This window comes from Natrialba magadii ATCC 43099, from assembly GCF_000025625.1.
In the GTDB taxonomy this organism is placed as follows: Archaea; Halobacteriota; Halobacteria; order Halobacteriales; family Natrialbaceae; genus Natrialba; species Natrialba magadii.
In genome coordinates this window covers 2757917-2779865 of record NC_013922.1, presented here as the reverse complement: position 1 = coordinate 2779865, position 21949 = coordinate 2757917, and the positions used below count along the sequence as shown (strand labels likewise).

General features: G+C 60.2%; 17 protein-coding genes and 2 pseudogenes. 9 read left to right on the top strand and 10 right to left on the bottom strand.

Annotated elements, in window-relative coordinates:
- Positions 1–252 precede the first annotated feature (252 nt).
- Positions 253–639 (bottom strand): hypothetical protein, encoded by a 387-nt coding sequence (locus NMAG_RS12960; protein WP_004215054.1) that lies wholly within the window; start codon positions 637–639, stop codon positions 253–255.
- 1320 nt (positions 640–1959) lie between these two features.
- Here NMAG_RS12960 and NMAG_RS12955 point away from each other — a divergent pair.
- From NMAG_RS12955 to NMAG_RS12945, 3 genes are all read left to right on the top strand, one after another.
- On the top strand, positions 1960–2982 hold the full coding sequence (locus tag NMAG_RS12955) for a Cdc6/Cdc18 family protein (protein WP_004215055.1): 1023 nt from the start codon (positions 1960–1962) through the stop codon (positions 2980–2982).
- A gap of 420 nt (positions 2983–3402) precedes the next feature.
- Positions 3403–3867: a response regulator gene (locus NMAG_RS12950; protein ID WP_012996710.1), complete on the top strand. Its 465-nt coding sequence runs from the start codon at positions 3403–3405 to the stop codon at positions 3865–3867.
- Between the two features lie 260 nt (positions 3868–4127).
- Positions 4128–5777, top strand: a complete 1650-nt coding sequence (locus NMAG_RS12945) for a bacterio-opsin activator domain-containing protein (RefSeq protein WP_394295564.1) — start codon at positions 4128–4130, stop codon at positions 5775–5777.
- Between the two features lie 28 nt (positions 5778–5805).
- Here the strand turns inward: NMAG_RS12945 and NMAG_RS12940 are convergent, their stop codons facing one another.
- Positions 5806–6834: an LLM class flavin-dependent oxidoreductase gene (locus tag NMAG_RS12940; protein ID WP_004215058.1), complete on the bottom strand. Its 1029-nt coding sequence runs from the start codon at positions 6832–6834 to the stop codon at positions 5806–5808.
- A gap of 293 nt (positions 6835–7127) precedes the next feature.
- Positions 7128–7727 (bottom strand): HdeD family acid-resistance protein, encoded by a 600-nt coding sequence (locus NMAG_RS12935; RefSeq protein WP_191219359.1) that lies wholly within the window; start codon positions 7725–7727, stop codon positions 7128–7130.
- 291 nt (positions 7728–8018) lie between these two features.
- Here NMAG_RS12935 and NMAG_RS12930 point away from each other — a divergent pair, with 291 nt between their 5' ends.
- Together NMAG_RS12930 and NMAG_RS12925 are read left to right on the top strand one after the other, a co-directional pair.
- The gene (locus tag NMAG_RS12930) at positions 8019–9197 is read left to right on the top strand and encodes an outer membrane protein assembly factor BamB family protein (protein ID WP_004215063.1); all 1179 of its coding nucleotides are present in this window, start codon (positions 8019–8021) and stop codon (positions 9195–9197) included.
- 584 nt (positions 9198–9781) lie between these two features.
- Positions 9782–10288 carry a nucleotidyltransferase domain-containing protein gene (locus NMAG_RS12925; protein ID WP_237076785.1) on the top strand — a complete coding sequence of 169 codons (507 nt, stop codon included), beginning with the start codon at positions 9782–9784 and terminating at the stop codon, positions 10286–10288.
- Positions 10289–10513: 225 nt separating this feature from the next.
- Here the strand turns inward: NMAG_RS12925 and NMAG_RS12920 are convergent, their stop codons facing one another.
- Together NMAG_RS12920 and NMAG_RS21685 are read right to left on the bottom strand one after the other, a co-directional pair.
- Complete coding sequence (locus NMAG_RS12920) at positions 10514–10816, bottom strand: hypothetical protein (protein WP_004215065.1); 303 nt, start codon at positions 10814–10816, stop codon at positions 10514–10516.
- A 721-nt stretch (positions 10817–11537) separates the two neighbouring features.
- Positions 11538–11881 (bottom strand): annotated as a pseudogene (locus NMAG_RS21685) (ISH3 family transposase); the annotation flags it as partial.
- Between NMAG_RS21685 and NMAG_RS21015 the strand changes: the two are divergent.
- Together NMAG_RS21015 and NMAG_RS21680 are read left to right on the top strand one after the other, a co-directional pair.
- Positions 11840–12532: pseudogene (locus tag NMAG_RS21015) on the top strand (DDE-type integrase/transposase/recombinase). The pseudogenes NMAG_RS21685 and NMAG_RS21015 sit on opposite strands and share 42 nt — an antisense overlap.
- A gap of 161 nt (positions 12533–12693) precedes the next feature.
- Positions 12694–13578 carry a hypothetical protein gene (locus tag NMAG_RS21680; RefSeq protein WP_012996709.1) on the top strand — a complete coding sequence of 295 codons (885 nt, stop codon included), beginning with the start codon at positions 12694–12696 and terminating at the stop codon, positions 13576–13578.
- Between the two features lie 452 nt (positions 13579–14030).
- Here NMAG_RS21680 and arcS read toward each other — a convergent pair whose 3' ends face one another.
- Positions 14031–15857, bottom strand: coding sequence for an archaeosine synthase subunit alpha (arcS, locus tag NMAG_RS12910; RefSeq protein WP_004215067.1), 1827 nt, complete (start codon positions 15855–15857; stop codon positions 14031–14033).
- A gap of 112 nt (positions 15858–15969) precedes the next feature.
- On the opposite strand from arcS, the gene NMAG_RS12905 reads away from it, so the two are divergent.
- Positions 15970–16887 carry a DMT family transporter gene (locus tag NMAG_RS12905; protein ID WP_004215068.1) on the top strand — a complete coding sequence of 306 codons (918 nt, stop codon included), beginning with the start codon at positions 15970–15972 and terminating at the stop codon, positions 16885–16887.
- 33 nt (positions 16888–16920) lie between these two features.
- On the opposite strand, the gene NMAG_RS12900 is transcribed toward NMAG_RS12905, so the two are convergent.
- A complete protein-coding gene (locus NMAG_RS12900; protein ID WP_004215069.1) occupies positions 16921–17280 on the bottom strand; it encodes a TRAM domain-containing protein in 360 nt (119 codons plus the stop codon).
- A 149-nt stretch (positions 17281–17429) separates the two neighbouring features.
- Here NMAG_RS12900 and NMAG_RS12895 point away from each other — a divergent pair, with 149 nt between their 5' ends.
- Positions 17430–18035, top strand: coding sequence for a nitrous oxide reductase accessory protein NosL (locus NMAG_RS12895; protein WP_004215070.1), 606 nt, complete (start codon positions 17430–17432; stop codon positions 18033–18035).
- A gap of 112 nt (positions 18036–18147) precedes the next feature.
- Here the strand turns inward: NMAG_RS12895 and NMAG_RS12890 are convergent, their stop codons facing one another.
- From NMAG_RS12890 to NMAG_RS12880, 3 genes are read right to left on the bottom strand one after another with little or no spacing between them, the layout of a single operon-like run.
- Positions 18148–19050, bottom strand: coding sequence for an ABC transporter permease (locus tag NMAG_RS12890; RefSeq protein ID WP_004215072.1), 903 nt, complete (start codon positions 19048–19050; stop codon positions 18148–18150).
- Entirely contained in the window at positions 19047–19952 is a 906-nt protein-coding gene (locus NMAG_RS12885; RefSeq protein ID WP_004215075.1) for an ABC transporter ATP-binding protein, read from the bottom strand. The genes NMAG_RS12890 and NMAG_RS12885 overlap by 4 nt, the downstream gene beginning before the upstream one ends.
- Positions 19945–21900, bottom strand: a complete 1956-nt coding sequence (locus NMAG_RS12880; RefSeq protein ID WP_004215076.1) for a NosD domain-containing protein — start codon at positions 21898–21900, stop codon at positions 19945–19947. Before NMAG_RS12880 ends, NMAG_RS12885 begins: the two co-directional genes overlap by 8 nt.
- Positions 21901–21949: the final 49 nt, after the last annotated feature.

The following is a 21949-nucleotide window of genomic DNA, read 5'->3' as shown; positions in this document are numbered from 1 at the left end:
GGATAGAACAGTTCCATCCAAGACACCTACCTATCACTTGGCATACAACCGTGACTACGAACCCAATCTTCAGCATTGCAATAGTGTGGCCATGCCATAGGACGGTGACTTCTTTCGCCGCGCAAATCACAGCTCAGTAGGTTTCAAACGGCGTTCGTCTGGTCGCCCGCAACACTGCTCCTGGGTCGAAAAATCTCTCTTCCTTCTCTTCAAGCAGTGAGGGAGTCCTGCCGTTCACGGTGGGCGAGGATGTCACAGGTCGCGGAGTCGAATACCGTCGTCAACGAGGCGTGCGTTTCGCTCCCGGTCGATATGGCTTGCGAGGTCGTCGTGCTCGTACAACTGTGCGATAATATCTGCGTAGAGCGTTCGCCAGGCAATCGCGTAAATCGGTGACTGTCCCCAGGCCCGAAGTTCTGGCACCAGGTCGTCGTAGGTCTCGTAGCGCGCCTCGAACCGATCGATCACGTCGAGAATCTGGGCAGCCGCCTCTCGGTCGTCCTCGACTGACTCAATGATCTCGTTTATCTGCTGTTCCCAGCCGCCAACGGCACGCTGCATATCAGCCGCAGCGACGTCATCGTCCGCTGGCAATCGTTCGAGCAACGGTTTCGGAACACCCAGTTCGATCTCTTCCATACGCTGGTGTCTGTCAGCGATCCTCAAGAAACTGTAGGCCACACTGCAAACAGCAGCTCGTCGACGACTCAGCAACTGCCCGTTCGATCTCTCTTCCGGATAGGGACTCGAGTAACCGCGGGTGTTCGAAGGCAGCGAGAGTGGCCATTGCAATCAGTATGAGTGAGTACGCTGCTGACTCGGTGTCTGATCTGCGTTACTGGTTTCGATCACTGCGCTCACGGTGAGTTGTTCGCGGACTGCACGGTGAGTTGTTTGCGGACTGCACGGTGAGTCGTTCGCGGACTGACCCGTTGCTGTCGCACCGTCTCGCCCACGTTCTGTATCGTGATATACGATGTATGTCTGGTCTCGTTGTCGCTCACTACACGTTAGCCCACGACTACTGTGGCTCACTAAGAGACGTGCCTGCAGATCACGGCCGGTACCCGCCTCTCCTGTCGCTGTCGAATCCACCACACGATCTCGGTAAGCGAACACACTCGTCCACCACACTACGCCGGTTGACCGGGAGTCTCTCTGGCGCGATGTACTCGAGACCGAGACGAGTACACCCACTCTCTCGACTGAAAAGAGAACATGTGATGTGGAGACTGGTGGGCCATAGTCAGGCACACGCTGGGCCACGTTCGAGTACCGAGGGGGACATCGGTGACCAAAATACGCCTGGAACAAACTGGTCTAGCACACTCCGCGATTGTGTGACTGGATCGATGGCCAGGGTAGGGTACTCGACCGCAAAACGTGGTCGCGCTGTGGTGGGCAGAGATAGTAGGTCGGGGTACTCGAGTGTGATGGTGGGGTCAGGGTGCTCAGTGAGAGTCACCGAGTGCAGTAGCGCCGGTGTGTGTTTTCCAGTTGGCAGCCGTCTACTGAGTTGGGTGTGTTGTCGTGGTGCTGAGTTGTGGTGGCAGGTGGGAGGTAGTGGCTGAGTTGTGGTGGCAGGTGGAAGTGAGTGGTTGGGTTTTGATGGGTGGTACCGCTCACGCGCGCGTATTCCAAACTCCAAACTGCACCCTACATTCTCCAGTTGCACCCCTACATTCTCCAGTGGCGACTCGTCAACGTTATGCTGCACTTCCTGTAAATACCGGCCATTTTGGAGACAGCAGACGCGATACGCGCCCTATGCGAACTCGCCCGCGCTCTCCGTTTGGCTCCACCCTCTCATCGCTGCGGTCGCTGAACACGGTGAGTCCGCCCACAGACGACTGTGGGTGATGCCAGCACCGGTGATAAATCGCATGTGGCGATATAGAAAGCGATCGAACGTTCCATCCCACCGGTCACTTATTATGATTGGTCAGAAACCCTGCTCGTGTGATCGTCGACGCCCGCGTCCTGCGCGAGGATTTCGTTCCGAGCGAAATCGTTCACCGGCACGACGAGGTCAACCTCCTCTCCGAGTCGCTGGAGCCGTTGCTCTCCGGTCACCGAACCGATCCCGCGTTCCTGTTCGGTCCGACCGGCGTCGGCAAAACCTGTCTCGCACGGTACACGCTCACCCAGCTACGCGAACAGGACCCGGCCGTCCGCGTCGCCTACGTCAACTGCTGGCAGGAGTATACGCGCTTTCGGGTGCTGTACAGCCTCCTCGAGTCCATCGGACAGACCACGTCGATCCACCGATCGACGCCGAAAGACGAACTGTTCGGGCGACTCGAGGCGGCAGCCGATCAACCACTTGTCGCTGTCCTCGACGAGGTCGATCAACTCGAAGAGACGGCCGTCCTCTACGATCTTTACCGACTCCCACATGTCTCGCTCGTATTGATCGCCAACCGAGAAGAGGAGTTGTTCGCGAGTTTCGACGACCGGGTTCGGTCGCGCTTCCACGCTGGAACTCGTGTCCAGTTCGATCGGTACGGGATGGACGAACTCGTCGCAATTTTGCGCGAGCGCGCAACGCAGGGGCTGGAACCGAACGCAGTCACGACTGACCAGTTGCAGACGATTGCTGAGGCAGCCTCGGGTGATGCTCGCGTCGGTATCGGAATCCTGCGTTCGGCAGCGCGGCGTGCCGAACAAGCCGGTACCGAACGAGTGACGGCCACAGAGATCGAGTCGGCGATTCCAGACGCGCGGACGGCAATCCGCCGGAAGACAGTCGAAGGCTTGCTCGAACACCAGCGAGTGCTGTACGACGTCATCAAAGAAGCGGGAGAGATCGAACCAGGGTCGCTCTACGAACGGTACGAACAGCGGGTTGACGAGCCCAAAACGACCCGAACCCTGCGCAATCACCTGACGAAGATGGTCCACTACGACCTGATCAAATCGGTTGGGAAACACCGTGGCAGACGGTATCGGCTGGTTTCTGATGAGAAGGACGAGACGTCGTAGCCAACAACGGCGTTGCCACACCTTACAATGGGGTCCTATTTTTCCATATTGTGGTGAACACGTGTTCAGCACTGTCCGAAATTTCGGATATTCTCCTCATACGAGGTTTGAACACTACATTTATCCCTCCCAATCAACTTTGCGATAGTACGAAATGGCCGCTTTTCCCCGGTCGTGGTCGGACACCAGCAAGTGTGTCCGTTTCGACCGAACGTCGATACTCCCCTGCAATCACCGCCGGGGCTCGATATCGATCGTCGACTCGGCTATCGTTCGTTTTTCGACCTCCCCACACACGCACGCGAGACGTCGCGTTCATCGCATCTCTTCGTCCGTTCGCGGACCAGTGGCCCGCTCTCGGTTGTCGAACCGCCATCCAAGCACGTACCGTGCGACCACCGACACAACACGCATCCAGCAATGACCACGAGACGATCCGCGACGCCAACAACTGCACAGATACTCCTCGTCGAAGACAACCCCGGTGATGTCCGCCTCACCAAGGAAGCGTTCAAACAGGGTCGCATCGAGAACGACCTGCACGTCGTCTCCGACGGTACGGAGGCACTCGAGTTCCTCCACCAGCGAAACGAATACGCGGATGCGCCGCGGCCGGATCTCATCCTGCTCGATCTCAACCTCCCGCGGACGGATGGCGAGGAGGTACTCGAGGAGCTCAAGGGAGATTCGGAACTGCGCTCGATTCCGGTGATCGTGCTGACGAGTTCGCGAGCAGAAGAGGATGTCGCGAAGTCGTACGAGTTGCACGCGAACGCATATTTGACGAAGCCGGTCGATCCGGACGAGTTCATCGAGACGGTTCGGGCGTTCGAGAAGTTCTGGTTCTCTGTCGTTCGACTGCCACCGGAGGGTGATCAGCTATGAGTGGCGGACACGACGAGGATGATCCCGACCGGATGCGTGATTCCGAGAGTGGTGATCGACAGAACGGTGGGGCAGACGCGACGGGGGAGAACGCTGAGACGGGAGCTGCAGATGGTGGCGCTGGGCCAGGGACGGGACCGGTGCAAGAATCGCAATCAGAATCGGGAGCGGGAGCGGGAGCGGGAACAGGTGCAGGAGCAGGAGCAAGAACAAGTGCCACAGAACTCTCAGACACCCCAGACGCTGCGGACGCCGAAGCGATGCTTCGCATTCTCCTCATCGAGGACAACCCAGGCGACGCACGGCTGATCGAGGAGATGCTTCGCGGTACCGAAGAACTCGCACAACGCGTGAGCTCCGACGAGACCGCCGGCCGAACACCCGATATCTCCCGCGCAACGCGACTCGAGGAGGGACTCGAGTTGTTCGAGCAACGCTCGATCGACGTCGTCCTGCTCGATCTGAACCTTCCCGACAGCCAAGGACTCGAGACGCTCGAGACGGTGTCCGATGCCAGCACTGCAACGCCGATCGTCGTCCTGACCGGCCTTCGGGATCAGCAGGTCGGAATTCAGGCGATCCAGCAGGGGGCACAGGACTTCCTCGTCAAAGACGAGGTGACGAGTGAACTGCTCGTCAGAACGATCCACCACGCGATCGAGCGCGCACGACAGGAGTACGAACGCCGCCGCCAGCGCGAGCAACTCGAGACGGTCAACCGGTTGAACGATATCGGACACGACATCATCAACTCGGTAATCACGACCGAGACGCGTGCCGAACTCGAACAGGAGGTCTGTGATCGCCTCACCGCGTCGGACGCCTACCGGTTCGCCTGGATCGGCGAGGTCAATCCCGGGAGCGACGACGTCGTTCCGAAGGCGGCCGCCGGCGTCGAAGAGGGGTACCTCGAGGACGTCGAAATCAGCGTCGACGAAACCACAGCCGCCGGAAAAGGACCGTCGGGAACCGCGATTCGCGCCGGCGAGGTGCAGGTCGCAAACAGCATCGGTTCCGACCCAGACTTCGAACCGTGGCGCGAGGATGCCACCTCGCGGGGCTATCACTCTTCGGCAGCGATTCCAATCATCCACGAAGACCTCATCTACGGCGTCCTGAACATCTACTCGAGTTCGCCGCGGGCGTTCACCTCAGCAGAAACACAGATCCTCGCTCGCATTGGGGACACCGTCGCGCACGCGATTACCGCACTCGAACGACGCGATGCACTCGTCAGTGACGCCGTCATCGAACTCGAGTTCAGACTCGAGGAGATGGTCCCAGAACTGGTCGGTCTCTCGGAGGCCGACTCCGGCCGGATCTCGATCAACCAGCTCGTCCGCGGCGACGAGACGCTGCTCGCCTACGGTTCGGCGACGGACATTGCACAGGACGAGTTCGCGGAGACGGTCGAAGGGATCGACGGTGTCAGCGACGCCCGGTTCCTATCGGCGCGCCGGGACGAGTTCGAGTTCGAAGTCGTGATGCCCGCCGCAGCCGCACTGTTCGAAGCGATCGCGACTCACGGTGGCCGGGTCGAATCGGCAACGATCGCCAACGGCGAGTTCCGATTCGTCGTCGAACTCCCGCGGGGTCGGGACACCCGCCAGATGATCGAACTCATCAAAGAACAGCGGCCAGACGCCACCTACCTCGCCCAGCGGACGACCGAACGCAGTGACCGCAGCGGCTCGGGGCGGGGATCAACTGCAACGGCCGTGCTGGAAGACGAGTTGACGGAAAAACAACGGGCCGCACTCGAGACGGCCTACTTCGCGGGTTACTTCGAGTGGCCCCGGGAGAGTACGGGCGAGGATATCGCGGATCGGCTGGGTATCGCGCCGGCGACGTTCAACCAACACCTCCGGACGGCAGAGCGGAAGTTTTTCGATTCGGTGCTCGGCGAGTAGGGCGAGTAGTGAGCGCGGCGGACGATACTCAGCGGCCCTCTAACCCGACCGCTTCGGCAAGCAGTTCGTGCGACCGACACACGTCGTCGTGGTCTGCGATAAGATTCTGGACGATCATGTCGTCGACACCGACTCGATCCGTCAGGTTCTCGAGTAGCGTGCCAACCGTTTCGGGGCTGCCGGAGAGTGCACGGGGCCACTCCCCGGACGGGAGCGACTGCGGCGTCGGCTCCGGAACGCCGCCGAGTTCGTCGATCGCCTCTTCGACCGACGGCAGTGAGCCGACGACGCCGCGTTGCATGCGCTTGTAGGATGCTTCGGCGCTCGCACGGAGCCGTGCAGCGTCCTCGTCGGTCTCGTCGCAGACGACGTTCACTGCGAGCATCCCTTCTGGTTCGTCCAGACCGGCGTCGGAATCGGTCGGTTCGAAGTGCTCGTGATAGGTCTCGAACGCCCGTTCGGCGAGATTTGGACGGATGAACGCGGCAAAGCAGTACCGAAGACCGAGTTCGCCCGCGATTTTCGCACTGGAGGGACTCGAGCCGAGGACCCAGATCTCTGGTACGTCGCTCTCGGAGCGCGCGAGGGTGAGTTTCGAGTACGGATGGTCCGCGCTGAACTCGTCGTAGAGGTGGGCAGCGGCCGCCTCGATCTTCTCGGCGTGGTCCTCGTCGGGATTGCGTTTTCGCTGTTCGGTCTGGAGCGCGCGGTCGGCGGCGGGCATGCCGGTGGCACGGCCAAGACCGAGGTCGATGCGACCCGGGGCGAGGGCGTCGAGTGTGCTGAACGCCTCGGCGACCTTGAACGGGCTGTAGTGGTTGAGCAGCACGGTTCCCGACCCGACGCGGATCTCGTCGGTCTGTGCGGCCAGGTGGGCGATCAGGACCTCTGGTGTCGTGCTCGCGATCGAGTCAGCCATGCCGTGGTGTTCGGCAACCCAGAATCGCGAGTAGCCGAGTTGCTCGGCCAACTGGGCGAGTTCGACCGTGTTCTCGTACGCTTCGGTTGCGCTCGCGCCGTCGGGAACGGGCGCGAGATCGACGATCGAGAGGTTCACGCAGTGTGTTCGGGACCGAAGGCCGAATAACGGCTCGCTTTGTCACGTGCGTGAGGTATAGTAGCCACTGCAAGTCACTGCACACCTGATCGCCAGCCTGCTCGGCGATCAGTGTGTAACGAGTTGCAGTTGTTACTATAGTTGCTGTTTTGCTGTCTGCTGGTGGTTGGTTTGGGGGCTCCGTTGCTGTCTGTTTTGGTAGTAGGGTGCTCCGTGACAGGGCGCTCGCTCACAGGTCAAGTACTGACACCGTCAAAAGAGGTCGAAAACGTGGGTAGGCGTGCGTCACGCGCTTACGCGGCTCGTGGTTCGCCGGCGGCAGTCGTCTCCTCCATGTTGCGGCCAGTGATGGCCACGATGCCCATCGAGAGCCCGGTCATGAAGAGGCTGATGCCGACGAGCAGGCCGATCGCCCAGGCTGCGTCCGCCGGGAAGCCGATCCAGAGCAGACCGGCCAGGACGAGCGAGAGAACGCCGCTCGCGGCGACGGACATCCGACCGGGCTGGTCGGCCATCCGCATCGACAGCCAGAGTTCAGCCACGCCGTCGGCGAGCAGGTAGGCAATCGCGAGCAGCGTGAGGGTCACGAGCCCGATGACAGGGTTCGCGAGCACGAGTACACCCGCGACGACCGAGATGACGCCGAGTGCGAGTTGCCACATCGAGCCGCTCCACCCGCGTGCGGTGAAGGCGTGTGCGCCGTGGACGATCCCGCTCAGGACGAGCAGTGCGCCGATTACGAGGGTAACCGAAATGCCCGTCGCGAGCGGAAACACGATTGCGAGGAGGCCGATCAGGCCGACGACGCCACCGGCGATAGCCAATGTCCGCCATCCGCGCTTGAGTGAGTAGCCGTACGATTCGTGGTCAGCAGTTGCTGTGTTCGAGGACATAATCGTCTCCATAGAGACGTACGCAGTGTACGGAGATAACACATTTTCACAGTTTGACAGTAGGTCGCGAATACGGACCGGTCCGAAAGTCGGAGAAACTCCGATACTGGCGTCTCAAAACTGTATTACGCGAGTTCGGATCGAAGTGTATTGTGGTGGAGGGTGAATGTTCAAAACGTGTTATGTTACACGGGGAGAGATTCAGATGAACGAGACTTAGCGGCATCGTACGTATTGTTACATATTCGTCAGATATTTAGTATCAACCGGTGAGACACGATTGAACCCTCCATGCGCCGTCGCCCATTCCTCGTGGCCGCATCGGCTACGACCGTCGGCCTCGCTGGCTGTACCTCCGCTCAGGAACGCCTCGGGGACGTACGCCGCAGTGCTCCAGAGCGTCGCGTTGAGGCAGACTGGCAACCCGGACCTGGCACGTGGGCCGAGGACGACTACGGCCCCGCGAACCGTCGGTACAACCCACACGCAACACCGCCACGGACCGAACCCGAAATCGACTGGCGATACGACCTCGAGGACCCGCTCGGTGATGGTTCACTCGTCGTCGCCAACGAGACGGTGTACGTGACGACATCTCACCGACTGGTGGCGCTCGACGCCGCCGACGGAACGCTCCAGTGGGACCACGACCTCGACAGCGCTGCCAGGCTGAAATACGTTGATGGACGCCTCTACCAACTGCACAGGGACCTCCAGGAATCGACCTTGGTAGCACGTTCGCCTACCGGAGACGAGCAATGGCGAGCTACCGTCCCGGACCAGCTCACGGGCGTCCACGAACAGCATGGCTATGTCTTCGTTGCCGGTCGAAACCGGTACTGGACACTCCACGCAGACACCGGTGAAATCGTCCGCGATCGCGAGCTATGGGTCCGGAATATGGCGTCCGCCAACGGCATACTGTACGCGGCCTTCTCGGGCCTGCTCGCCAGCTACGAGGCAGACAGCCGCACGCTCACAGAGCGATGGCGCGTCCAGAGCCAGCCCGCGGCCGAAGCAGGCCCGCCAACGATTGCAGCCGAACAGCTCTACGTCCCTCAGTATCACTCTCCCGACGATACAGCGACCATCATTGTCTCTAGCGTCGATGGTGAAACACAGCACAGCATCGAACTCGAGTACGGGTCGGTCGCGATCACTGCTGCCGAGAGCGGGCCGATCGTGTCGCCGGTCGCGACGAGCGGTGCTGCCCTCCTTGCACTGGACCCTGACGGGAGCCGCCGGTGGAGCGCCGAGGTGAGTGGGGCTGCGGGCGCGATCGTCGCCGACGGGACGGTGTACGCTGGCGACCCGCTGACCGCGATGGATGCCGATTCCGGGGACCGTCTCTGGGAGTGGGACGGAGGGAGGGATGGGGACGACGCGGTCGAAACTGCCCGATTTGCCGTTGCGGACTCGACACTGTACGCGTCGACGGCGGACAATCACATCGTCGCCTTGCGCGAGTGAGCAATCTCGGCCGACGGGGATCGCCACGGCAAATTGGGCGATCTCGTGGGGCCTCGACGATTGTACAAGCGGACGTTCGTTGTATCGATGAGTGATGTCGTCGACAAAGTGAGTAGCGAACCCAGTTGCCACCGATTCAGTTCACGCTGGCCGATTGTGGATCGGCGACGGCTTGTGAATCGATACGGCCACCAGCCGGAACAGCAGGGGGGCGACTCGTGGACCCGTACTCGCTCGTCACGGTGGGATTCGTCCACACGGCGAGACGAGTCAGTGGCCGGTTTGGCAAGAAAAACGGGCTACAGAAGCCGAAGCGCGTTTTGATTCGCGAAGCAAACGTCCCTACCCTGTATACAGTCGTATCCGTAACATCCAACACAGACTGAACCGTATACCTGTTCATGAACTGCGGACCTGTTCAGTCTGGTGAGGGGCCGGATGGAATTCACATTCGTCTTCCACTCCCCATCGATGGATCCGAACTCTTCCGGCATACCGCGACTGGCGACATTCTGAACCTGCTAGCAGACAACCCAAACCGAGCGTTCAGTAATCGTCAACTTCAGCGGCTAACCGGGAAGGGGATGGGAAACGTAAACGGCGCTGTAGATGCGTTGGAGGCCGCAGACCTGATTACAGTACAGCGCGACGCCCGGGCGAATCAAGTGACAATCAATATGACGAACCTCTCCAAGCCGGATGATCGCGTCACGTTAGTTCCGCAGAGGGAATTCCGGCAGCCGATCCGCGAGGTCCTCACACGACTCGTCGACTCTGTGAGCAGCGAAATCGGCGTGGTTTTGTTCGGAAGTGTCGCTCGTGGTGACGCCGACAGAGCCAGCGACGTGGATCTCTTTGTCGTGGTACCGGAGAAGCGGATGGTGGCACAACGAGAAGCGCACGAGATCGAGAAAGAGATCGCCACCGAACGCTTCGACGGCCATCGGTACGAGTTCCATATCGTCGTCGAAACGCGAGATGCCGCCCCGACGCACGATCGAATTTCGGACATTCTCACCGACGGAATTACGCTGCGCCCCGCTGCTGCGTTGGATGCTGTGAAACAGGAGGTGTTCACAAATGGGGCTTGAGGATGTTGTGGACGCCGTTGGGCGTGTCGAAGTGTGGGTGTGAGGAGCGATAGGTGGCTCCCCTGCTGAACTACTGAACTGCTGAACAGCACACAGCGGTGGTGTGCAATGCAGAGACAGCTATCCGACGACTAGCGTTTCAGCAGACCTGCTCTTCGGAGTGCTCACCCCTCGCCGAGACCCCGTCGGCAAAGAGGGCCGTCCAACCGACTATCGACTACCGACTCAGTCCGAACCGGCCGACCCCGCTCCTGATCCCGACCCCGGATCGGCAGCGAACTCGAGTAGCCCGATGGCAGCCACACAGTCAGGACAGCAGGGCCGGCTCGTGGCTTCGTAGTGGTTCGTCGCGTCGGGACCCGGACGCGTGGTGAGGCAAATCCAGTGATCGGTTTCGATGGCGCGGTCACAGCGGTAGCAGCGTATTTCGGTTCGCGCGTCGAGGTCGGCTGGTTCGTGGGAGGCCGACTCGAGTGGTGTCGACTCGTCGGTGTGGTCGTCGAACCGTGCAGTCATCGAGACCACCATCGACGATCAGGGAGGAGACGGTCCGGAACGGGTCCGTGCTCGGAGCCGCACGGTTCTGTGTGCTGATCGTGAGTGCGCTGCTTGGGAGCGATACCTGTGTCTGTGTCTATACCTGTGCGTCGTGCGAGACCTTTTTGTCTCGGTAGCAGTAATGGAAACATGGCAACCATTGCGTGCCGCGATGGAAGCCACGTCTCGGGTGTTACAGCACCCGGGGCATTTCGTACGCATGCCCCCGCGTATTCATTTGGGTGGCTTCCGTTGTGACAGTTTGTTAAGGAGAGTAATATAACTACTGGAGTTTCTGTGAAAAAGTTGGGTGTGCACGCGCTGTCACCCTTGACCGACAGCGTTGCTCCGCAGCCAAAACCCGTCTTGGGTACGGAGCGACGCATGATAATCGGACACGGGCGTCAAATCACAATTAGACACGAAGCGACAGTTCGTAAGAGGGTCCAATCCGTGAACCGTCCGTGTAAGTAGCGAGATAGTCATCAAATATTTAATAGAGGACCGTGCTCATCTAGTGTTGGTGCATCCCGAACGTCGCTTCGTGAGTTGTGCTGAGTCACGGGTAGCTGGAGCAAACGCTGGTGTGGTAGCTAAGTGAAGCACGAAATAGAGTTCATAGATGAAGAAATCCGGAGTAAGAAGGCTGAACTACGCCACTCGAAGCGAATGCTATTGCTCATTGGATCCTGCCCAAGGCCGCAGGCTGGCGTCAGCCCGCGGCTGATGCGTACGCTTCTGTCACATCGATGCCGTTCATTTCAGTCTCCCACGTCCGCTCTAACTCTTCCTCTAACCCGTGCCTAACCCAGTCAGAGAAGGCTTGAACGTGAATTCCTCGGGGCAGGTCGCGCCCGCCCATTGAAGCATAAGCCAGAGGTTTTCCAACAGGAATCCAACCAGGACGAACGTGAAGCGGATGATTGGGTCTTGTGTTGTCGTTAGCACCCATGCTTGGGGAAATACACGGTAACTCGTTTCGATCGCTGACCGTTTCCAGTAGAGCCGTTCGATTTGTTTCGGCGTGCAATCGGCCAGATCGGACGCCACATAGCCTCAAACGACTTCGCCGTCCGACTCCACGCGACCGGGCGTTGCTTCGAGAAACACAAGCGATTCTTCGCTTGATCGGCGTAGAACGCACTCATCAAGCAATTCGGCACTGGGTGTGTCGTCTCCCTTATATAATGACAGATCCGCTGATGTCCACGAGAGCAGTGCTCTCGTGCGGCCCATCAGAACGCTCCGCGTTCTGAGGACGACGCAGTCGTCGCGGGTCGCAGTTGATGAGACCGCTGTCAAGATCAACGGCGACTGGTCTTGGGTATACGCCACAATAGACCTAGACTCGCGGATGGTCTTTGATGTCGCAGTGCTTGGATGGCGAGGCACCGACCCATCTACTGCGTTCCTGTATCGAGTAACCGAGAAACACATCTTGACAACACGGTGTTTCTCGTCGATTACTTCGGGTATCTGACTTCATTCTACCGATTAGGATTAAGCGGTCAGCTTGACTATGCCGAGAGAAACCTGATGGAAAAGCAGTTTCATACCCGTAAGTTACGGGTTGACCGCTTCCATAATTCGTGGGTGGGCAGTTGGTCGAGTGTCAGAGAAGGGCTTGAGCAGTGCGTACACTATTATAACACACAACGACTACATCAGACACTCAACGGACAGATGCCAGCGGGGGTGCTAAACTAGACAATGCCGGTATAGTGAATACGTTCTCCCAACCAGAACAATGTTTTAGTTTCGTGTCTCATATTAGTTGGTGCTGATCACATCATATTTAATTTTGATTAGTGTGGATCAGAGACTAAAACAATGTATTTATATATTTGGTGGTGTTATGGATAAAATGAATGTCAATGAAGTCAAAGAGACTATCAATTGGCCGTCGTAATGTGCTAAAAATGGGGACCTCAGTTGCTCTTTTAGGGGCAACCGGTTTAATCGGGAGTGCAAGCGCATCATCCGAATCTGATCAAACACTGGAAACGAAAATGATCCAAGCTTCGGTTGAAGTTGCAAGAGACAGTGATGTTGAGGACACTGAAGAAGCCACTACCCAAAGATTTGAAGAAATCTTGGATGAAGAAGGACTTGGTAATGGAGTGAAAGTATCACATACAGAATATGTTCCCGAAGATCTTGGGGTAGAGATCCTAGAAAGTGATGGTGAGGATCGTGAAGGTGTTTCTCCTGATCAGAGATATAGTCAAAGTGCGGCTGATTTCACCACATGGTCAAGCGACTCAGATCATTCAGAGGGTGATGTCCTTGTCGGATTCACGGCTGACTTTGAAGACGCGGTCTTGCGCGACAGAGTTAATAAACCATACTATGTGAAGGATGGGTCAGGTTTCAATTACGACAATAATGATTGGAGTCAAGTTGGAACGGGTACCTACGAGTCCGATGTGCATGATGTGAGTTGGTACTCCGGTAGTCCGGGGGATCACGGAACTGCGTTTGAGATTGAGCTTGATACTAAACGGAGAATGACCCCGTGGGGGAGTTACCAAACAATTCCAAAACCAGGATATGTATCAAATGTTATTAACTTAGCATTGGAAGGAACACCAAGTACACTGGGTGCACACTACGGACATACCACTGCCGAGACTCCATATGGGAGTCTTAGTATTTCGGCATCAGTAGGCGCTTTCGAGGTGGGTGTAAGCGGATCGCTGGGTGACGATGCATTCACACTGAGTGATCCAATTGATGCCTCTGACGACGTATAACCACATGTTAAAATAGATCGTGCCGCTATAATAATTTCGGCTACCTATTTATAGACTTGGAGAAAACTGAAAATATGGAGAAATACTTGCAATCGATTTGCTTTGGAATAGGTGCTCTGACATCAGCAGTCTTAGCGCTACAGTCTATGCCCGAAAGCAGTGGTCTATTCTTTGGATTCGCATATCTGTCAATAGCTCTACTGTCACTTTCCCTCATACACCCATTAAAGACACTGGTGATGGATATATTCAGTATCAATCCAGGTTTTTAACTAAGACTCATAACTCGATTGTGTAGCGGTAACGTGGGTTCCGTGAAATCGCTCTGATGTGTGTCGTCTACAACATCAAACGTACCGTCAAACAGTGAAAACCGTCGCCTTACTGGGATTCAACAGAACCGTCCGTCCGAGGGACGTGCAGCCTCCTGCCTACCGGACGAACACCTCGACTTACTTCTCTTCAACGTGGCGAATCTCAGCCGCAATCCCGCGCGAACTCTCGGCCATCTCGCGGCCGAACATCTCGGCGCGGCCGACGCCGAACGCCTTCGGCCCCTCGACGACGACCTCGTCTCCCACGCGGATCTCCTCGTCGGCCTCGACCACACCCGGCGCGAGCACGCTGCCGTGGGGAACGAAGCCGTCGATTTCGACGCGCTTGACCGGCGCATCGCTGTCGACCCAGCGGCGCGCGCCTGCGAGTGTGAACGAGAGCGTGCCGTACTGGGGCACCATCGTCGCCAGTTGCGTGTCCTCCCGGTCGCGGACCTGAATCTTCGGGTAGCGGCTGGTGGTCTGGATATCCTCGAAGAGGTCGTCACCGGCCCCGTCGCCGAGCAGGTAGTCCGCGATGGCGCGGACGGTGTTGTGCTCGCGCTCGCGTTTGGAGTATTTGAGTTCGCCCGACAGCGCCTCGCTCAGGTTCGCGAGGGATTCGTCGTCGGTAGGATGCTCGTTGACGGTGTAGGTGATGTCGAGATCCAGTTCCTCTTCGACACGGCCGACGATGTCGCGGTACCCCTCGTTGGGGACGTGAGCGATGATCTTCGGATACTCGTTGCGCTCGAGATACCGCCGGAGCACCTCGCTCACGAACTGCTTTTCGTCCTCAGACCAGCGGCCCGTGACCACGGTGTCGTAGTGCTGGGCTGGGTAGGTGGTCTCGAGTTCCTGCGGAACGACGCCGATGGGGCTCGTCATCGAGACGAGGTGGGCGCGCCACTGGATTGCGTCGTGGAACTGGCGGTGGCTCTGGGACTCGCTGTAGGGTTTGGCGGCCGAGCAGGGGACCAGCACGAGCGGGTTCTTGAATCGGTTCTGGTACCGTGTGGTGACCCGGTCGGCGTAGCGCTGGATCTCGACGCGACGGAGGGTGTCCTCGGTCGCGGCGTCGATCTGTGCATCACGGAGGATCGGCGTCCGTTCCGCCAGGTAGCCCCACTGCGAGTCGAGTTCGCGCATTGCGGCGGTGAGCCACTGATCCTGGCGGGCCTGGCCCTCGACGTAGTCGCGCAGGCGGCCGTCACGAATCCGCCGGCGGACGATACCGAGTTCCGCCTCCAGAGCGTTGACGTTGTGGTCGACGCAGTCCTCGCGGGTGAACGCCTCGCGGGGCTGCTGGCAGGCTGGACAGGAGCACGGCAACTCTTCCAGATCCTCGAGGAAGTAGGCCTCGTCGGTGGTCAGGTACCGACCCTCAGTTCCCTTTACGATGGCCGCGGTTCGGTCAAAGAGGTCGACGCCAGCGTACGCCAGCAGCGCGACGTTTCGTGGCGTTGCGACACCCGAAAAGAACAGCGCGGTGTCAGTCGGAATTTCGTCGCGGACGTTCACGACCGCCTCGACGAGCCCCGCACCGTGGCCGGTGAACGACTGCACGTCAGAGACTGCGTAGGCGTCCGTCCCGTGGTCGTCGACGTGGTCACTCGAGACGACTGCCACACTGGGAAACTCGACGTCCGGATAGTCGACGGCGAACGACTCCTGTACCTCGTCGGCCGTCCCGCCCGGGAACGACCGATGCGGGAGCACCGTCAGTGCGGACTCGTCGCCGTCCGGGAACTCGCGCTCTGCCGACCAGAGCGAGCCCGCGTCCTCGAGTACGTCGTCGACGAGCGCGGGTGTCGTTTGGGGTGGGGTTCGATCGGGAGCAGTGTCGGGGTTCGAATCGGTGTCCGAATCGGAATCAGCATCGCCAGCGACGGCCTCGAAATCGAGGCGCAGCTCGCCCACGCGCGCGGCCCCGTCGCGCTCGTGGACTTCGAAGTACTCGGTCATATCAGAACTGGGTGGGGGAGCGCGAAAGAGGCTGTCGGTGTGGACCGCAGCGTCCGTGTCGCGTTCGCGGGCTCGACAGAGTAATTATGACAGTTCGCTCGAAAGGAGGGTCATGGTACTCGAGGTCTCCGAGTCAGCGCTCGGAGTCGGGCTCGCAGTCGCCGGTGCGTTGGCGTTCGCCGGCCAGTTTTTGTGCGTGCGCCTGGGTGTCCACGACGGCGATGTCACGGACGCCGTACTCGTCGTCTTGCTATGTAACGTCGTCCTCGTCGGCTTCCCCGTGCTGGTGCTTTACCCACCGCCGTACACGGGACTGTACACCCAGACCTCGCTCGCGTCGTTCGCTGCGGCCGGCCTTGTCGGGATGTTCGTCGCACGGCTGCTCATGTTCAAGAGCACGGACGAGATCGGCGCGAGTCTGACCTCACCGATCGTGGCCTCGAACGTGCTCTTCGCGACGGTGTTCGCCGTGGTACTCCTCGATGAGCAGCTTACACCGGTCCACCTCCTCGGCATCGTGCTTGTCGTCGCCGGCCTGGCCGTCGTCTCCTGGGAAACCGCTGCGACGACGGCACGCGACCGCTCGCTCCGCGAAACCGGTGTGACGCTCCTGTTACCACTCGGAGCCGCGGTCTGTATCGGACTCGAGCCGATCTTCGTCTCCGTCGGATTGGCCGAGGGGACGGCGGTCCTGCCGGGCCTGGTCGCCATGGCTGGTTCGGCGACGATCGGATTCGTGGGCTACCAGCTCTGGACTGGCTCGCTTCGGCGGATTCCACTTCGCGATCGGGCCACGTTCTGGTACGTTGCAGCCGGCGTCTCGACGACCGTTGCCTTCGTCGCGTACTTTGCGGCACTCGAGATCGCCCCCGTCGTCGTGGTCATGCCGCTGCTTCAGCTCACGCCGTTGTTCGTGGTCGTGCTCTCTGCACTCTTCTTGCCGACGCGACTCGAGCACGTCAGCTGGCGCGTTGGCGTGGCTGCGGTGATCGTCGTGCTGGGGGCGTCGTTCGTGTCGGTCTCGGGGTGACGGCGAGACTGCGGGTCAGAAAGTAGCGGCGGATCAGCCGGCGTAGGTCGCCGTCGCCGACGTGTGCCCACGGTTGAACGAGAGAATAGAGGCGCTGATCACGTCTGTCGGTTCGTGGTGGTCCGGCACGTCCTCGACGAAGATCACGAACCCTTCGACCTTGCAGACGGCCTGGCGCTCGCCCGTGTGGTGTTCGGTAAACTCCTGAATTGCGACTTCGTATTCCTCGCCGATCTCGACTGGCGGTTCGCGACCCTGGGCCTCCTGGTGACTTTCCCAGGACTCGCGTTGGTCACCCGAGGTCCGACTCGAGCCGCGAACACGGCGGACGAGCCACGACGCGAACAGTATCATCACGAATACCCCCAGGACGAGCGACGCTGGTCCGAGCATATTGGCTACTGGTTCGCCCTCGCACCTTTGCTGTTTCTGATGACGATGGTAAAGTGGCCACGGTCGGAGTCGCCGCATGCGGTGTGGTACTCACGGCCGTTCGCGAATCATACCAGACCGGATTTACAGTGCTACTCCTAACTGGGCATATGAACAGACGAAATCGGTCAGCGAATGCTGAACGGGGAACGACACGTCGAACGATCCTCGCAGGGGCGACGACTGCCGCGATCGGCCTGGCTGCCGGCTGTCTCAGCGAGGACGAGGAGTCCGTCCCCGATCCGATCAGTATCGACAGCGAACAGGGCTGTGACAACTGTACGATGACGATCGGAAACCAGCCGGGGCCTGCGGGCCAGGTCCACTACGAAGACCCCGCGGACGTTCTCGACGACGATGCGGACCGACCAGCTCAGTTCTGTAGCTCGCTGTGTGCGTATGCCTTCTCGTTCGAGCACGAAGACACCGCAGATCCCGAGGTGACGTACCTGACTGACTACTCCGCCGTCGACTACGAGGTCGACGAGAGCAGCGACAGCGACAACTACGTCCTCAGCCGTCATCTGGACGCCGACGCGTTTGCAGCAGCGACCGGACTCGACCTCATCGTCGATAGCGAGGTCGAAGGTGCGATGGGTGGCTCGATCGTTGCATTTAGCGACTCCGACGATGCGGACGCGTTCAACGAGGAGTATGGCGGTGAGCACTACGAGCACGAGGACGTGACCGGGGAACTCGTAATGTCGTTGATGTAGCGTCGCACCGAAGCAGCGATTCAGTAGCCAACAGTTCTTGGCGTCGCACCGAAGCAACAACCGAGACAACAGTTCTTAGCAGACTTCAGAGCAACAACCGAGACAACAGTTCTTAGCGATTCAGTAGCCAACTCGCGAGCGCAAGCGAGCCGACAGTCCAGCCGACCAATCCGAGCACACTCGCCAGCGGCGAGGCAACTGCCGGACCGGTGCCGGCCGCGACGACCACCACGGTATCGAAGACCAGTCCCCGGAAGGCACTGAGCGGACTGAGCGCGAGCGAGTGGACGAGCGCGCCGTCACCGATCAGCCCGGACGTAAAGCCGTAGACGAGCAGCAGGTCGAGCCCGACCAGTAACACGACGAGTGCAACGACTGCGAGTGCAAGTGCACTCCGCGTAGCGCTCACTGCCGCCGAAACCGCAATCGCGACGGCAAGCACCGCCATCGCGAACAGCGCCGTCAGCACGACGAACCGAGCGAACAGGAGCGGCGAGTCGACACCCGCGTGGCTGGCGTAGATCAGTATCCGATCCTCCTCGGCGACGACGACGGCAATCGCCACGAGCACCAGCGGGACGACGATCGCCACGAGGAGTCCGATCACCCGCCCCACGTAGACACCGAGAACGATCGATCGGTTCGAGACGGGATACGTCTCGAGAACGTCGAGTTCACCGCGCTGTTCGTCGGCGAGCACGGCGCGGTAGCCGAACGCGACCGCGACGACGGGAACGAGTAACTCGAGTGGTGTCAGGAGATCGACGGCGGTGGGGACGAACCCGGCACGGATTCCGCCGCCGGTCCAGGCGACCCCCAGGACGACGGCGGCGAGTGCGAGGGCGAGGACGTAGAACGTTCGGGTTCGGGCGATCGTTCGGAGTTCGCGTCCGATGATGGTTTTGAGGACGTGTTTTGCTCCAGGGGGGGTTGTGGTGGCTGTCTGGGGTTGGTTGTGGGGCTGCGCCTGCGCCTGCGCCTCAACTCCATCTCGAGTCGGATTCTCGTCACTCATGCTGATTCACCCTGTACGGTAACCGTGTCAGTGTCGCCGCCCGTCGCGTTCCGGTAAACGTCCCACAGCGAGTCTGCGTCCAGGCGGTTCTTGAGGTCGGCAGTCGAGCCGCGCTGGATAATCTGGCCGTCGTCGAGCAACAACACGTCGTCGGCGACCCGTTCGACCAGTTCGAGGTCGTGTGAACTCAGGAGGACTGCCATGCCGTCTGCAGCGAGTTCTGCTGCGATGTCGAACACGTGCATGCTCATTCCCGGATCGAGCCCGCTTCCGGGCTCGTCGAGGATGATAACCGGCGGATCACCGATCGTCGCCTGTGCGATACCGAGCAGGCGAGTCATACCACCGGAGAGTGCGTCGGCCGGACGCGATGCTGCGTCGCCCAGGCCGACCCGATCGAGGTGTGCTCGCGCCGTTGCCTCTGGGTTGGCTGCGCCGACGAGTGACGCGTAGAACCGAAGCGTCTCGATGACGCTGAAATCAGGTCGGAACGACGGCTGCTGGGGAAGGTAGCCAATCTGGCGCGCCGTGTCGGGGCCGTGGTAGGTAACGGTCCCCGCGGTCGGTTCGTGGAGGCCCGCCAGCGCGCGGATCAGTGTCGTCTTTCCAGAGCCGTTCGGGCCGATTAGCGCCGTTACCGTTCCAGGGCGTAGCGAGACTGAGACGTCCTCGAGGACGGAGACGGCTCCGTAGTCGTGGTCGAGCCCCGTCGCTTCGAGGACAGGTGTCTGTGCTGGTTCGGGTCCTGATTCCGACTCAGACTTCGATCTCGATTCCGACCCCGACCCCGACCCCGACTCAGATTCGGGTTTCGGTTTCGATTCCGGTCCTGATTCAGGCGCTGATTCTGCTGGTGATACCGATGAACGCGGTGACGTCGATTGCGATAGTTCGTCAGTCATTGGTCGAAATGGTTGCGTCGGCACACGGCCAGGCGGCCTCGGCCCAGTCGGTTCGGTCGAGTCGTTCCGGATTGTTCGGCTCGCAGGTCGGCGTTTGGTCGACGATACTTCCCGTCCGCATGCCGGGAACCGAGCCCTCGAGTCCGGCGAGTGCTTGCAGTGACGGCGCTCGAACGAGTGTCTGTGTTCCGTCGGTGCGGTGTAGTTGAGAGTCGACTGCATCAGTCGGCGTATACGAGCGGTCGGCGTGAGTCCCGGTGGCGTCGCCTGCGATCGCTGCACCGCCCTGCCAGTAGTTGCCGCTGTCGCCGTCGTTCCAGATCCGAAGTGGCCCGGACGTTGCCGTCGCGTGCTCGTCGTTCTCGACGAAGTCGTTTTCGATGACACGATTGGTCGGAAGCATCGCCGTCACGTCCGCACCGACGGTGTTACCGGCGAGGACGTTGCCGTCGTAGAACGAGGTGGTGGACTCCACCCGTAGTCCGAGCCCGTTGTCGGTGACGACGTTCGATGCGACGTACGTCTCGCTGCCACCGACGCTGATGGCGGTCTCGCTCGCTCGGATATCGTTGTCGACGATTGCATTTCGTTCGGGACCGGTCATTACGTAGATCCCAGCGCCGGGATGCGATCGGAGTTCGTTTCCGTCGATCAGCGTATCGCTCGTGTGCATCAGGTGCACGCCGATTTCGTTGCCGTCGGCCTCGTTCGATCGGAGAACCGTCTCCGGAGACCGGTAGAGATAGATCCCGTTCGTTCCACCCTGAACGCTCGACGATTCGACCACGCTGGGCGACTGAAACAGCAAGATGCCGGCGAGACCATCTGTCGGGTCATCGGGACCCGTCACTGAGACGTTCCGGACAACGGCATCCGTGCTGTCGTAGCCGATCACCCCGCTTGCAGGCGTCTCGACATCGATATCAGATACGTGGAGGTTGTCGGCACCGTAGGCTCCGATTCCTGCGTCAGTGCCGGCGTAGTACGTCGTGAAGGTCGCGTCCCACTCGTCCTCGTCGACATCAACGGGGAGATCCTCGCCACCCTGTGTCTGGTTGCCAACGCCGGTGATCGCGAGGTTCTGGATCCCGACGCCGTCTCCTGTGACGGTAATGACAGTACTGTTATCGTCGCCGCGAATCGTCACCTCTCCCTCGCCGGCGAGCGTGATCGGTCGGTCGATCTCGAGTGTCTCCTCGTAGGTTCCCTCGGGGACAACGACGGTCGTGTTCGCCGGTGCCTGATCGATCGCCTCCTGAATCGTCTCCGTCTCTTCGCCGGCGACGATCGACGGTGGCCGGTCAGCGGCCGAGTCGACGGCCTCGATACGGTCATCCGCTACCTGGTGATGGTCGTCGACACGGTCACGAGCGACCGTCGCATCATCTCGGTCGAACGACTGCTCGAGTACTGACTCCCAGTCGTAGACGCTACCGCCGTGGTCACCAGCGAACGTCTCGGCATCCTCGCGCTCGCTGAACGGGACAACCGTGTCGCCCGCCGGCGTCTGCGCGTCACTGTCGACGACGAACCACGCGGTCTCGGCGTCGGTCCAACCGGGTGACTGCTCGGGAATCGGATACCCCTCGGCACTCAACTCGAGTGCGGTGTCGCTGTAGTCGGAGACGTACACCGTCAGCGGGTGGCCGAACTGCTGTTCGTGGCCGGCTTGCTGGCGCTCGTCGACGAAGGTCTCGACGCCGTAGTAGCCGACGACGTACTGGTATTGCGAGTAGAACACCTGCGCCTGCGGGAGAGAAACGGCGTCGTCGAGGCCGCGCTCGTCCTCGAGTGTGAGTCCGACGGGGACGGTATCGTCGAACTCGGCGGGTGGCGGTGTCGTCGAGCCGACGTCGGCGATAAAGAGGCCGGTGAGCCCGACGATACACACGACTCCGATGACGAGTGCCACGCCGAGACGCAACGTGTTCCGAGAGCGTTCGCGCACAGCGGGTGTTTGTACCTCAATGAGATATACGGTCTGGTCTGGTCGTCGA